The sequence below is a fragment of the Rhizobium sp. Root708 genome (genome assembly GCF_001429725.1).
In the GTDB taxonomy this organism is placed as follows: domain Bacteria; phylum Pseudomonadota; class Alphaproteobacteria; order Rhizobiales; family Rhizobiaceae; genus Rhizobium.
On the sequence record NZ_LMHV01000012.1, the window covers coordinates 134028 to 146736 of the forward strand.

Consider the following 12709-nt stretch of genomic DNA (forward strand, 5'->3'; position numbering starts at 1 on the left):
CGCTCCGTTGCGAAGCGGCCCTCCTTTTTTCTTATTTGAAGACGGCGCTAGGATTATCCAAGCTGTCCGAACCTTCAAGCTTGACCGTGCCGAGATCGAGTGCGGCAATAACGCGCTGGATCGACTTCGTCTGGTCGACGAGGCCATCGATGGCAGCCTGAACGACGGCGTTGCCCTTCTTGTTGCCCTCGGCGATCATCTGATCGTACTTCTCGACGTTCTGGCCGCGCTTGGCCATGATCGCCATCGCCTTGAGCGTCGCGTCGAGCTTGCCCTGCGTTTCCTTGTCGAGCTTCTTGTCCTTGGCAGCGACGAGATCGTGCAGCGACGGACCCTTCATCTTCGTGCCGTCGACGCGGGTGTAGTTGCCCGTATAGGCGGCCGCGATGCCGACTGCATCGTTGAGATGCGAGTTGTAGGTGTTGTCCGAGAAGCAATCGTGCTCTTCTTCCGGATCGTGGAGGATGAGACCGAGCTTCATGCGCTCGCCTGCCAGTTCGCCGTAGGAGAGCGAGCCCATGCCGGTCAGGATGGCGACGAGGCCAGCCTTGGGATCGGCTTCGACGTGCTTGGCGGCTTCACCTTCCGGTGCCCAGTTGTCGGTCATCTCCTGCAGGTCGGAAACCAGCAGGGTCGATGCGGACTTCAGGTACTCGGCGCGGCGATCGCAATTGCCGTGCGTGCAATTCTTGAGGTCGTAGTCGGTTGCCGGGCGGTTGCCGGCGCCAGGTCCGGTGCCGTTCAGGTCCTGGCCCCAGAGCAGGAATTCGATGGCATGATAGCCGGTCGCGACGTTGGCTTCCACGCCGCCGGCTTCCGCCAGCGTGCCAGACAGGAATTCAGGCGTCAGCTTCGATGCGTCGACATCCTTGCCGTTGATCTTGATCGTCTTGTTGGCGATGACGTTCGCGACGTAGAGCGAGTTTTCGTCGCTTTCGGTGCCATAGGAGGCGTCGACGTAGTCGATCAGGCCTTCATCGAGCGGCCAGGCGTTCACCTTGCCTTCCCAATCATCGACGATCGGGTTGCCAAAGCGGTAAACTTCGGTCTGCTGATACGGCACGCGGGCCTTGATCCAGGCGGCACGAGCAGCCTTCAGGGTGGTATCCGTCGGATCCTTCAGAAGCGCGTCGATGGCTGCGTCCAATGCCTTGGCAGTGGTGAGCGAGTCTTCGTACTTCGCATGTCCGACTTCGACATAGTGCTTGACGACTGCAGCAGCATCGGTAGCCGCGTAGGCTGGGATGGCGGACAACGCGGTCGGGGCTACCGCAAGCGCCAGTGCTGCGCAAAAATTCCTGTTGAGTTTCATGGTCCTCTCCTGTGACGGATGTTCCGTCCGAACTCCGTCAAAAATCTCTTCGCGCAAAAGCAAACTGGTGTCAAACACTCTAGTTTGGAATTGTTTTAAGAACGAAATCGCGCCGAAAACCGGCAAGTTTGAAATTCATTTGCCCGGCAAGCGGCCGGGCTTCCGCCCTTGAGGCGAACCGGTTGTCCGACCGCGTGCGAAAGCAATGCGGAAAATGCTTGAAGCGTCGAAATCAGGCTTTGCGCTGCATCCGGCAGAAGAAGAAGCCGTCCGTGTCTGTCGATGCCGGCGTCAGCGTGATCGTCTTGCCGTCGGCAGAGCGCGGACGCGGGCTGTTCTTGCCAAACAGGCCGTCCCAGGCGGGCAATGCGCTGGCGATCTCGAACTCGGGATTGGCGGACACGAAGGCACGCACCTGATCGTCGTTTTCCTGCGGCAGGACAGAGCATGTCACATAGATCAACTCGCCGCCGGGACGGACGAAGGCGCTCGCCTGCTTCAAGGCGTCCTGTTGCTGGGCCGTGCGCTCGTCGAGGTTCTTGGCCGTCAGCCGCCATTTCGTATCCGGGCGACGTCGCCAGGTTCCGGTGCCGGTGCAGGGCGCATCGACGAGCACCTTGTCGCAGCGTTCGCTGAGGCTTTGAAGAGCCTTTGCATTGTCGTGCACCTGCACGTTCCGGGTCCCGGCGCGCTTCAGCCGTTCGATGATCGGCGCCAGGCGCTTGCGATCGGCGTCGAAGGCATGGACCTGACCCTTGTTGTGCATGGACGCCGACATCGCCAGCGTCTTGCCGCCGCCGCCGGCGCAATAGTCTAGCACCTGCTCGCCCTCTTGCGGCAGCACTAGGTCGGCCACGATCTGCGACCCTTCGTCCTGTACTTCGAACCAGCCTTTTTGGAACGAAAGCTCCGCCGTCACGTTGGGGAGACGGGAAGCGCCTTCGCCGGCAGGTATCCGGATGCCATAACGCGCGATTTTTGCTTCCTGTGCGCCGGAGCGCTCAAGTGCCTTGAGAGCCTTGTCGCGGCTGGCCTTTAGAATGTTGGCACGAAGGTCGAGCGTCGGGCGTTCTGCCAGCGCCTGGGCTTCGGCCAGCCAGTTCTCGGCAAAACCGAGTTCCAGGGATGGCTGGACCCATTCGGGTATGTCGCCCTGTATGTAGGAAGGAGCGTCGATGAGATTTCGGGTGCGGAAGGATGCGATCGCATCGTCGGACAGAGGCGGTGGCGCGAACTTGTCGTCGGTAAGTTCCGCCGCGAGGCTGTCAGGAGTGAAGCCCCACTGGCGGAAGAGGACGGCATAGGCGATCGCGGCAGGGCTGTCGTCGTCCATGAGCCAGGCGTGGGAGAGCCGCATGCGGAGAGCGTCGTAGACGATGTTTCCGATAGCGGCCCGGTCTCCCGAGCCGGCGAAGCGATGGGCCAGGCCCCAATCCTTCAGGGCATCGGCCACGGGGCGCCTGCGGGTTTCGATGTCCGCAAGAACAGAAATTGCGCCTTCCAGCCGTCCGCCCAATCGCACTTTGCACCGCTCCTTGCCGTTAAGTCGAAACATCGGGCTTGTGAACAATCCGCAGGAAGCGCGACAGACGCAGCGGATAGCTCACAAGTCTCAATCGCGTGGTATCCGCGATTGCGGGCAAGAGCAAGCGATGAACGCGGTGGTACCTTAGCCGATCACTTCGTAGCAGACTTTTGCCGTACCGCTGGAAACCATGCCGATGTTCTTCGCGGCAGCCCGCGAGAGATCGAGAACCCGGCCGCGAATGAAGGGACCACGGTCGTTGACGCGAACGACGACGCTGCGGCCGTTGTTGCGGTTGGTGACCTTGAGCTTGGTGCCGAATGCGAGCGAGCGATGGGCAGCAGTATTGATGGAGGGGTTCATGCGTTCCCCGGAAGCTGTTTTGGAGTGAAGTGCGTACCATGACGCGCCACCACAACCATTTGCAGCAAAACCTTCCATCGGAAGGATTGTAGAACAGGCTGCAAGAGTTGCTGCGGCGATAACGGAGCGGCAGATTTTCTTCAAAACGGATTGTCCCTCTACTGTTGAACTTACGCCTTTGCGGGCGGCGGCGCTTAAATCCCCGGAAAAATGGCGAAAAAAGGCCATATGTGATCACGCAATGTTACATTGCGTAACATTTGTGATTACTCGACAAATGATTCGCGACGGCCGCAAAGGGCTGTTCGTGGAAAAAGGATAATGAAATCAAGTAAAATTAGAACTTTTTTTGCAAGGATGACTCCTTGCAACTGGCGATCACAAAATCACGGAAAATAATTTTGCGTGAGCGCCATAATCTTTGCCTCATTTGCGCAAATTCAAAGGCCGTTAACCATAAATCGGAGCTAATCTTGGCTGTACAGCTAGGTTAAGTAGGAATTTCCTACCCTTTTCAATCTCTACCAAAGGCGTAACCTTGGCGCGATTTTCACGCGCCGCGCCACAGGTCTCCATGCAACAACTGCGCGAGTGAAGCAGGATAGTTGGGGAAAGCGAAGTTGAATCCGGCGGCCTTCAGCTTCTCGTTCGAGACTCGCTTGTTCTCGCCGTAGAACGACCGCGCCATGGGGGTCAGCTCCGCCGTCTCGAAGGGCTGCTCCGGTGGCGGCTCAACGCCCATCAGCCGGGCAGCCTCGACGATCACGTCCTGCGGCGGACCGGGCAGATCGTCGGTCACATTATAGATGCCGCCAAGTTTGCCGTCGGCGAGGAACCGCGTCGACGCTCCGATGTCCTCGACGCGGATGCGGTTGAAGACCTGATCCTTCTTGATCAGGCGCCGTGCCGTTCCCCGTGCGAGATTGCAGAAGGCGTTGCGTCCGGGCCCATAGATGCCCGAGAGCCGCAGCACGGCGGCGGGAATGCCGAGATCTTCTCCGAGCGCCAGCCATGCCTGTTCCGCCTCCAACCGTTCCCTAGAGCGGCCGGACACCGGAATGCACGGCGTGTCCTCGTTGACCCAGTTGCCCTTGTGATCGCCGTAGACGCCGACGGTGGAGAGGTAACCGATCCACTCAAGTTGCGGGATCAGCGTTCTTACTCGGTCGGCGGTGAGACGGATGACCGGATCGCCGGCCTCGCGCGGCGCGATCGACTGCACGACATGCGTGGCCGATTCCATCGCCGCCAGCAGTTCGCCGCTCAGCGTCTCGCCATCGAAGAGCAGCGCATCGATACCCTTGGCGCGCAAGGCATCGACCTTCTCGCTGGAGCGGGTTGTCCCGAGAACGCGAAAACCGTCGGCCTGAAAGGCCTGCGCGATCGCCGTGCCGGAATATCCGCAGCCAAAAATAACAACCTGCATCACGCCGCTCCCGCCATGTCCCATTCCCTGAGCACGTCGCTGTCCGACTCGCTCGCGGAACGTTGTGCCGCAAAGATCGCGAATTCGCCAGCCGTCATCAATCGCGACAAGGCCCAGACCGCCATTGCCCGCACGACGGGCGAGGCATCGGATGCGAGCAGGCGACAGGGCGGGATCAGCTGCGCATCGCCGGAGTTGCCGGCCGCAATCAGCACGTTTCTGACGAAGCGATCCCGCCCGATGCGTTTGACGGGGGAACCGCTGAAGAGCGCACGAAAGGCCGGATCGTCCAGCGTAAGAAGATGGGCGATCGATGGTTCCTTGAGGTCTTCGCGTGCCCTGAGCTTCATCTCGGATGCCTCGCGGGCAAACTTGTTCCACGGGCAGGCGGCAAGACAGTCGTCGCAGCCGTAGATGCGGTTTCCGATCAGCGGCCGGAGTGCCGGGTCTATCGGTCCTTTGTGTTCGATCGTCAGATAGGAAATGCAGCGGCGCGCGTCGATCTGATAAGGAGCCGGAAAGGCGTCGGTCGGACAGGCGTCGAGACAGGCGCGGCAGGAACCGCAGTGATCCTTCTCCGGCGCGTCGATCGCAAGCTCCGCGGTCGTGAACATCGATCCGAGGAAGAGCCAGGAGCCATGTTCGCGGCTGACGAGATTGGTGTGCTTGCCTTGCCAGCCGAGCCCCGCCGCGGCCGCCAGGGGCTTTTCCATGACAGGCGCGGTATCGACGAAGACCTTGACGTCGGCGCCCGCGCGCGCGGCAAAGCGCGTCGCGATCTCCTTCAGCCGGCCCTTGATGACGTCGTGATAGTCGCGATTGCGGGCATAGACTGATATCGCTGCCTTGTCCGGCTTTTCCAGAATACCGCGAGGATCCTCGTCCGGTGCATAGTTGAGACCGAAGACGACGACGGATTTGACGTCGCTCCAGAGCGTGCGGGGATCGCCGCGCCGGTCGCGGGTCTCGGCCATCCACTCCATTGTGCCGTGGCGGCCTTCATCGAGAAACGTGCCGAGACGGTCCCTGGCCTCGGGAATGGAATCCGGGCGCGTGATCCTGCAGAGGTCGAAACCCTGAGCTTCGGCCTCGCCCCGCACGAATGCGGTCAGCGTGGCGAGACGTTTCTGTTCCTTCGCCTCTGCAGTTCGTTCGGGCACGGTTGCCCTCCGTCAGAAGTCCAGATCTGCGTAGTGCGGGACCGGCGTAAGTCCGCGCACGCGCTCCGTCAGCAGCGGCCGGAAGGAGGGGCGCGACTTCATGCGCTGATACCACTCCTTGACCATCGGGGCTTCCGACCAGTCGATCTCTCCAAGGTAATCGAGGATCGAGACCGACGAGGCGGCGGCGAGATCGGCGTAGCTCATCCGGTCGCCGGCGAGCCACTGGCGCGAGCCTGCAAGCCAGGTCAGATACTTCATATGCTGGCGGATGTTAGCGCGCGCCGTGCGCAGGATCTTCGAATCCGGAGCGCCACCGCCCTGGTCCGCCGTCATTTGCAGCTTGTAGACGCGTTCGCGCGCAAGCGGTCTCGTGACATCGGTTTCCATCTTCTGCATGAACCATTCGGCCAGGCGGCGGATTTCGGCGCGCTGGAAGGGGTCTTCCGCCAGCAGGCGCCGGTCGCGCTTGAGCACGCCGTGGGTCTCGTCGAGATATTCCGAGATGACGGTCGCGCCACAGAGCGCGCGCATGCTGTCGTCGACATAGACGGGAAGCGTCCCGGCCGGGTTGAGCGCCAGGAAGTCGCGGCGCTTTTCCCAGGTCTGTTCCTCGATGAGATCTGCCTGATACCCGTATTCGGTCAGGATCAGCCGAACGAAGCGTGACGCGGATGACATGGGGTGATGGTAGAGCGTGGGCATCGAGACTCGAATTTTTTGAGGGGTGTAGCACGTTGCAGGAGCGCGATGATTATAGCGCCCTAGTCATGACTCATTCGTTGAAGCTATAGGAGTTTGGCCCCTCCAATACAAGCGAGTCGGGCTGCTCAACGCTTGGCAAAGGAAGCAGACGTGGCTGAAAATCCCCCTGTGGCCGATCCTGGCCGTCGCCACGCCTTTGTCGCATGAAGAAGATCGCGCCTCCCCACCGGCATAAGTCAGAGCGAACCGCTAACCGGAGACATTTATGGAATACATAAACTCAATACTTCTGGGTGTTATCGAGGGCATTACCGAGTTTCTGCCGATCTCGAGCACCGGCCACCTGATCATTGCCGAACAATGGCTCGGTCACCGCTCGGACATGTTCAATATCGTGATCCAGGCCGGCGCGATCCTTGCCGTCACCATCATCTACTGGCGCCGCCTTGTTGACCTGCTGCTCGGCTGGAGGGATCCGAAGAACCGTGCCTATGCCGGCAAGCTGATCCTCGCCTTCCTGATCACTGCTGTTCTCGGCCTGATCGTCAAGAAGCTCGGCTTCGAGCTTCCCGAGACAGCAGCCCCGATCGCCTGGGCGCTCATCATCGGCGGTTTCTGGATGATCTTCGCGGAGTGGGCCGCCGCCCGCCGCCCGCCGCACAAGGAGATCACCTGGCTGGTTGCCATCCTTGTCGGTATCGCCCAGGTCGTTGCCGGTGTCTTCCCGGGAACCTCGCGCTCTGGCGCCACGATTTTCGTTGCCATGCTGGCGGGAACCGGCAATCGCGCCGCCGCCACGGAATTCGCGTTTCTCGTCGGCATTCCGACAATGTACGCGGCAAGCGCCTATGAACTGCTGAAGACCTTCAAGGATGGCGGCGCTGCGAACGAAGACTGGACGGGACTGGGGATCGCTTTCGTCGTCTCGACGATCGTTGCCTTCGTCGCGGTGAAATGGCTGCTGTCCTATATCAGGAGCAACCGCTTCACGCTCTTTGCGATCTACCGCATCATTCTCGGCGTTGCGCTGCTCGGCATGGCGGCGGCAGGCATCATCGCCTGAGTCCATCGGGCTCACGCATTCGCGCCTCAGGGCGCGAATGCAAAGCTATTGCCGGCGCATAACCCCGCTGTTTGGGAAATCATATATGGCAGTCTCGACTGCCCGGCATCGAGGGATGCCTAAGGCCGGCTCAGGAAGCCGGCATTTTGTTATCGGCTGATGGAGCCGGTCTCGCAGGGATCCACGCCATAAGCCGGCGAGCATTCGCCCTTCACGGCCGCGACCGAGCCGGGCGCAATGAACGAACCTGCCAGAATAACCAGCGCCGCGCACGCGAACAGAAGCGCGATTGACCTACCCATCGAGAAAAGCCTTTCAAGTCATTTGAGCACGCCGTGGCGAGGCGCCGAGTCCATCCACAACGCGCGGGGTGTGTAGTCAGAGGAATGACAAATAGCAATAAACGTTCCTGCTAAATTTGGTGTTAATTCCGCTAATTTTCCCATGCGACTTTTATGCAACGTTCGGTCGGTCCAAAGTGTGGAAAACACCCCCGCCGACGGACTGTTTCCAAGGCTTCGGACAAACAAAAACGCCGCCTGCAGGTGTTGCCGGCGGCGTTTGATCAAGGCGAAGGATACGGGGCTCAGGCGGCCTTGCCGGAGCCCGTGTACTGGCCATGCGGGCGGTAGTGAACGAGATAGGATCCGATGACGGAGGTTACCATCGTCGGCGTGACGCCGATATCCTTCAACGTGCGGCCTTCGGCAACGGCTTCCTTGGAAACGACGTTGTCCTTCTTCAGCAGCCGAACCTGGTCGGCGGTGATCGGAGGCGCGACGAACGGCACAAGCGAGGCAACGCTGCCGATCAGCGAGGCGATGCCAAAGGGAATGGAAACGAGCGGGTTCTTGCGGCTGGTTGCTTTCAGCACGGCCTGGAGACAGTCACGGAAGCTGAGTACCTCAGGTCCGCCGAGTTCGTAGGTCTTGCCCGCCTCGACCTTGCCCTCGATCGCCTTGGCAACGGCCTCGGCGACGTCGACGACGTAGACCGGCTGGAACTTCGTCTTGCCGCCGCCGATCAAGGGCAGGACAGGAGCGATACGAGCCATGTCGGCGAACTTGTTGAAGAAATTATCCTCAGGTCCGAAAACGATGGACGGGCGATAGATGATGGCGTCCGGCTTGACCGAATGAATGACGGCTTCGGCGCGGCCCTTGGTGCGGGCATAGGCCGAGTCGGAATGCGCGTTTGCGCCGAGGGCCGAGATATGGACCAGCTTGGCGCCGACGCCGTGGGCTGCCTCGGCAACGGCGCGCGCGCCGAATTCCTGAACCGCCTCGAAGGAGTTGCGGCCTGCTTCGTGCAGGATGCCGACGCAATTGACGACAAAGTCGGCGCCGTCGACCGCGCGGTCGATCGAGCTGCGGTAGCGCAGGTTTGCCTGAACGAAGGAAATCTGGCCGACATTGCCGAGCGGCTGTAGGAAGCCGGCGAGGTCAGGGCGGCGAACGGCAACGCGGATGCGATAGCCGCGCTTTGCCAGCGCGCGGACGATATGCCTGCCGATGAAGCCGGACCCTCCGAACACGGTGACGAGTGGCGGCAGGTTGGCAAGGGTCATGACAGGCTCCTCGAAAGGCTCAGTTGTGTGGTCGATATGGTTTCGTCTTAGACCAATCGCGGCGCGACGAAAAGGGTAATCGCGCCGCAGTTCTCACCGCTCAGAACTCGTCTCAGATGCCTTCGACGACGACCATCTCGGCATCGGCGATTTCCTGGCGGATTTTCGCGGCGATCTGGTACTCAGGCGAGTTGTAGCAATCGACGGCATGCTGCATCGAGGGAAACTCGATGACGACGTTGCGTGCGCGGGATTGCCCCTCGAGTTCAGTGATAGGGCCGCCGCGGGCAAGGAAGTTGGCGCCGTACTTGTCGAAAGCCAGTTTTCCTGCCGCGACGTAATCCTTGTAGCGCTCGAGGTCGCGAACATCGACGCGTGCGATCCAATATGCTTTTGCCATCTGGAGTGCTCCCTGGTGTGTCTGGTTATTGTAGGGCGGCCGACATTTCGGCGAGGATCGCTCGCGCCGCCTCGCGGGGGTCAGCGGCCTTCACGATCGGACGGGCAACGACCAGATGGCTGGAGCCGGCTTTCAAGGCGTCAGCCGGTGTCATCACGCGCTTCTGGTCGCCCTTGTCGGCGCCGGCAGGGCGGATGCCCGGCGTGACGAGCGCCATATCGGGGCCGATGATCTTGCGCACGGCAGCGGATTCCTCCGCCGAGCAGACGATGCCGCCCATGCCGGCGAGATGGGCCTGTTCGGCGCGGCGCAGCACGAGCGTATGCGGATCATATTCGTAGCCGGCGGCGATCAGGTCCTGTTCGTCCATCGATGTCAGCACGGTGACGCCGAGGAGACAGAGATCGGAGCCCTTGGCGGCCTCGACCGCAGCCTTCATCGCTTTCGGATAGGCGTGCAGCGTCAGCATCGACATGCCCATCTTGACGATGTTCTCGACACCCGAGGCGACCGTGTTGTCGATGTCGAGCAGCTTCATGTCGAGGAAGATCTTCTTGCCGCTCTTGGCGAGGTCACGCGCAAATTCCAGGCCGCCGGCAAAGGCCAGCTGGTAGCCGATCTTGTAAAAAACCACGTCGTCGCCGAGCGTATCGACGATCCGTTCGGCTTCGCCAAGCGTTGGAACATCCAGCCCGACGATCAGGCGCTCGCGTGCATCCATGTCACATCCATCCATGCCACTCTTCGATAGGCGTCCAGTCGCATGATAGGCGTTGATCTGCAAGGCTGAAACAATAGAGATTGCCGCCGCCACCCGGCTGGTCGCCATTGCGCCGGATCGTCCGGCCCTGGAGGTGACACTTCAACAGCGTGCCGACGCCTCCGTGCCCGACGAAGGCGATGGGCAGGGCCGGATCATGCGATGCGAGGACATCGGTGACCGCCGAAACGATACGTCGCTGCGCATCGATCGCGCGCTCCCAACCGCGGAAGCTCTCCTCGGGATGCGCGAAGAACCAGTCGGCGGCCTTTTCGAACTCCGGTGGCGGCAGGAAGCCGGTGGCCGAACGGTCGTTCTCATGCATGCCGTGGACGACTTCGACCGTCAGTCCGGCTGCGGCCGCAAGGATCTCGGCGGTCTCTATCGCCTTCGTCTCGTCGCTGGAAATGATGCGCCGCAGCTGCCTTGCCCAGCCGCTTTCGGCCGCCCTGACGGCGCGCGCGGCACCGATCTCCGATAGTCCCCATTTCGGCACGGGGACATCGGGGTCGATCTTCACCTGCGGATGCGTGATGTAGAGGCCGAACACCGGTTCAGCCGCGCCGGTAGATCCAGAGCTGCGCTGGCGGAATGTTCCGGACGATGAAGTCGAAATGCTGGATGTGGTAGCGATCCGGGCGCGCGATGATCGGCGAAACCGGACCATAGGAGATCTGCACGACAGGCCGGCCGGCCGGCAGGCGGTCAAGCAGGCTTTCGAGAAGGGCGATGCGGGCCTGCATCGGGAAGTTCAGGAGCGGCACGGCTGATATGACGGAATCGAACGTCTGACCCTTCAGGTCGGCAAGCGTCTTGTCGAGATTGAACGCGTCGCCATTGATGAAGTTCACGCCCGGATAAAGCCGCAGCAGGTGTTCGTAGAAATCGGTCGAGTATTCGATGGCGACCAGATTTTCCGGCTTCACGCCGCGCCCGAGGATCGCCTTGGTGATCGCTCCGGTGCCGGGACCGAGTTCGAGGACAGGCAGGCCGGAATGGGTGTTGATGACGCTGGCCATCTTGCGGGCCGTTATGGAGGAAGTGGGGACGATCGAGCCGACCGTCTTTGGCCCCTGCATCATTCCTTTGAAGAAACGAATCTCTTCGTCGAATTTCCTGCCAAGCCGTTCCTTCAGGCGCAACGCCATGCCCGTCCTCCTAGATATGCAATAAGCAGCCCGGTTTCTAATTGCAGTTAGTCGGGCCGAAAAACAAGGCCCGACGTCGCAATCGGCAAAGTTTGAGCAAGAAATGCGACGCGCGACTAAACGCGCATCGGCATCAGCACATAGAGGGCGTCGTCGCCTGCCGTGTCGCGAATGAGCGTCGGCGAACCGGCGTCGGCCAGCAGGAAGATCGCTGCATCACCCGAAAGCTGTGCGGTGATATCGAGCAGGTATTTCGCGTTGAAGCCGATTTCCATCGCGTCCATGTCGTAACCCACGGCGACTTCTTCGGTGGCGCTGCCCGAATCCGGGTTGTTGACGGTGAGCAGCAGTTGCCCGTCGGAAAGGGCAAGCTTGACTGCACGGCCGCGCTCAGAGGAAATCGTCGATACGCGGTCGACGGCCTGCGCGAACGTCGTGCAATCGACACGCATTTCCTTGTCGTTGCCGGTCGGGATCACGCGCTGGTAGTCGGGGAAGGTGCCGTCGATCAGCTTCGACGTGATCACGATCGAGCCGATGCTGATACGGATCTTGGCGTCGGAAACCTCGACAGTGACCGTTGCATCAGGCACGTCGACGAGCTTCTGAAGCTCGCCCACCGTCTTGCGCGGGATGATGATGCCGGGCATGCCTTCCGAACCCGATGGCGCCTTGACGTCGGCGCGGGCGAGGCGGTGACCATCGGTGGCGACGGCGCGCAGCTTCAGGTCGCCTTCGCTTTCGATCGTGTGGAAGAAGATGCCGTTCAGGTAATAACGGGTTTCCTCGGTCGAGATCGCGAACTGGGTGCGATCGATCAGCATTTTGAGGTCTGTCGCCTTCAGCTTGAAGGTGTGGCTGAAGGTGCCGGCGGTCAGATCCGGGAAGTCGGACTCCGGCAGGCACTGCAGCGAGAATTTGGAGCGGCCGGACTGGACCGTCATCGAGCCGCCGTCGGTGCTGGTCGCCAGAAGCACCTCGGATCCGTCGGAAAGCTTGCGCACGATGTCGTAGAGAAGATGCGCGGGAACGGTCGTGGAGCCCGCCTGCTCGACGTTCGCCGGCGTCGCCTCGGTGATTTCGAGGTCGAGGTCGGTTGCCTTCATGTCCAGATTCTGTCCTTCGGCGCGCAGCAGAATGTTGGACAGGATCGGGATCGTGTTCCGGCGTTCGACCACGCGATGCACGTGGTTCAGCGACTTCAAAAGGTTGGACCGCTCAATAGTAATACGCATGGGATGCTACCGCTTTCGACCGTTACTGCTCGGGCGCACACGATA

The 12709-nt window shown here is 61.1% G+C and carries 14 protein-coding genes; 1 reads left to right on the forward strand and 13 read right to left on the reverse strand.

Features of this window, described 5'->3' with window-relative positions; translation table 11 throughout:
* Nucleotides 1-31: 31 nt before the first annotated feature.
* The 6 genes from ASE04_RS11060 to ASE04_RS11085 form a co-directional block, all read right to left on the reverse strand.
* Nucleotides 32-1312 (reverse strand): imelysin family protein, encoded by a 1281-nt coding sequence (locus ASE04_RS11060; RefSeq protein ID WP_056816561.1) that lies wholly within the window; start codon nt 1310-1312, stop codon nt 32-34.
* A 232-nt stretch (nt 1313-1544) separates the two neighbouring features.
* Complete coding sequence (locus tag ASE04_RS11065; RefSeq protein ID WP_056816564.1) at nt 1545-2834, reverse strand: RsmB/NOP family class I SAM-dependent RNA methyltransferase; 1290 nt, start codon at nt 2832-2834, stop codon at nt 1545-1547.
* A 147-nt stretch (nt 2835-2981) separates the two neighbouring features.
* A complete protein-coding gene (locus tag ASE04_RS11070) occupies nt 2982-3344 on the reverse strand; it encodes a septal ring lytic transglycosylase RlpA family protein (protein ID WP_056816567.1) in 363 nt (120 codons plus the stop codon).
* A 406-nt stretch (nt 3345-3750) separates the two neighbouring features.
* Entirely contained in the window at nt 3751-4626 is an 876-nt protein-coding gene (locus ASE04_RS11075; RefSeq protein WP_056816569.1) for an SDR family oxidoreductase, read from the reverse strand.
* Nucleotides 4626-5786, reverse strand: a complete 1161-nt coding sequence (gene queG, locus ASE04_RS11080; RefSeq protein ID WP_056816572.1) for a tRNA epoxyqueuosine(34) reductase QueG — start codon at nt 5784-5786, stop codon at nt 4626-4628. The genes ASE04_RS11075 and queG overlap by 1 nt, the downstream gene beginning before the upstream one ends.
* Nucleotides 5787-5798: 12 nt before the next feature.
* Nucleotides 5799-6491: a glutathione S-transferase family protein gene (locus ASE04_RS11085; protein ID WP_056816575.1), complete on the reverse strand. Its 693-nt coding sequence runs from the start codon at nt 6489-6491 to the stop codon at nt 5799-5801.
* A 265-nt stretch (nt 6492-6756) separates the two neighbouring features.
* Here ASE04_RS11085 and ASE04_RS11090 point away from each other — a divergent pair, with 265 nt between their 5' ends.
* The gene (locus tag ASE04_RS11090) at nt 6757-7554 is read left to right on the forward strand and encodes an undecaprenyl-diphosphate phosphatase (RefSeq protein ID WP_056816577.1); all 798 of its coding nucleotides are present in this window, start codon (nt 6757-6759) and stop codon (nt 7552-7554) included.
* 149 nt (nt 7555-7703) lie between these two features.
* Here ASE04_RS11090 and ASE04_RS31165 read toward each other — a convergent pair whose 3' ends face one another.
* The 7 genes from ASE04_RS31165 to dnaN all read right to left on the reverse strand — a co-directional run bounded on the left by ASE04_RS31165 (nt 7704) and on the right by dnaN (nt 12664).
* Entirely contained in the window at nt 7704-7856 is a 153-nt protein-coding gene (locus ASE04_RS31165; RefSeq protein WP_007799501.1) for a hypothetical protein, read from the reverse strand.
* Nucleotides 7857-8140: 284 nt separating this feature from the next.
* Nucleotides 8141-9121 carry a complex I NDUFA9 subunit family protein gene (locus ASE04_RS11095; RefSeq protein ID WP_056816581.1) on the reverse strand — a complete coding sequence of 327 codons (981 nt, stop codon included), beginning with the start codon at nt 9119-9121 and terminating at the stop codon, nt 8141-8143.
* A gap of 112 nt (nt 9122-9233) precedes the next feature.
* Nucleotides 9234-9521 (reverse strand): DUF1330 domain-containing protein, encoded by a 288-nt coding sequence (locus ASE04_RS11100; RefSeq protein WP_056816583.1) that lies wholly within the window; start codon nt 9519-9521, stop codon nt 9234-9236.
* A 25-nt stretch (nt 9522-9546) separates the two neighbouring features.
* The gene (gene pyrF / locus ASE04_RS11105) at nt 9547-10242 is read right to left on the reverse strand and encodes an orotidine-5'-phosphate decarboxylase (RefSeq protein WP_056816586.1); all 696 of its coding nucleotides are present in this window, start codon (nt 10240-10242) and stop codon (nt 9547-9549) included.
* Between the two features lies 1 nt (nt 10243).
* The gene (locus tag ASE04_RS11110) at nt 10244-10831 is read right to left on the reverse strand and encodes a histidine phosphatase family protein (protein WP_056816589.1); all 588 of its coding nucleotides are present in this window, start codon (nt 10829-10831) and stop codon (nt 10244-10246) included.
* 4 nt (nt 10832-10835) lie between these two features.
* Nucleotides 10836-11429 (reverse strand): phospholipid N-methyltransferase PmtA, encoded by a 594-nt coding sequence (pmtA, locus tag ASE04_RS11115; RefSeq protein ID WP_056816593.1) that lies wholly within the window; start codon nt 11427-11429, stop codon nt 10836-10838.
* A gap of 116 nt (nt 11430-11545) precedes the next feature.
* Nucleotides 11546-12664 carry a DNA polymerase III subunit beta gene (dnaN, locus tag ASE04_RS11120; RefSeq protein ID WP_056816596.1) on the reverse strand — a complete coding sequence of 373 codons (1119 nt, stop codon included), beginning with the start codon at nt 12662-12664 and terminating at the stop codon, nt 11546-11548.
* Nucleotides 12665-12709 lie beyond the last annotated feature (45 nt).

What these genes read in the sequence shown, in the direction of transcription:
- ASE04_RS11060 (WP_056816561.1), bottom strand. Translation starts at nt 1,312, where the DNA reads ATGAAACTCAACAGGAATTTTTGCGCAGCACTGGCGCTTGCGGTAGCC.
- ASE04_RS11075 (WP_056816569.1), bottom strand. Translation starts at nt 4,626, where the DNA reads ATGCAGGTTGTTATTTTTGGCTGCGGATATTCCGGCACGGCGATCGCG.
- ASE04_RS11085 (WP_056816575.1), bottom strand. Translation starts at nt 6,491, where the DNA reads ATGCCCACGCTCTACCATCACCCCATGTCATCCGCGTCACGCTTCGTT.
- ASE04_RS11090 (WP_056816577.1), top strand. Translation starts at nt 6,757, where the DNA reads ATGGAATACATAAACTCAATACTTCTGGGTGTTATCGAGGGCATTACC.
- ASE04_RS31165 (WP_007799501.1), bottom strand. Translation starts at nt 7,856, where the DNA reads ATGGGTAGGTCAATCGCGCTTCTGTTCGCGTGCGCGGCGCTGGTTATT.
- ASE04_RS11095 (WP_056816581.1), bottom strand. Translation starts at nt 9,121, where the DNA reads ATGACCCTTGCCAACCTGCCGCCACTCGTCACCGTGTTCGGAGGGTCC.
- ASE04_RS11100 (WP_056816583.1), bottom strand. Translation starts at nt 9,521, where the DNA reads ATGGCAAAAGCATATTGGATCGCACGCGTCGATGTTCGCGACCTCGAG.
- pyrF (WP_056816586.1), bottom strand. Translation starts at nt 10,242, where the DNA reads ATGGATGCACGCGAGCGCCTGATCGTCGGGCTGGATGTTCCAACGCTT.
- pmtA (WP_056816593.1), bottom strand. Translation starts at nt 11,429, where the DNA reads ATGGCGTTGCGCCTGAAGGAACGGCTTGGCAGGAAATTCGACGAAGAG.
- dnaN (WP_056816596.1), bottom strand. Translation starts at nt 12,664, where the DNA reads ATGCGTATTACTATTGAGCGGTCCAACCTTTTGAAGTCGCTGAACCAC.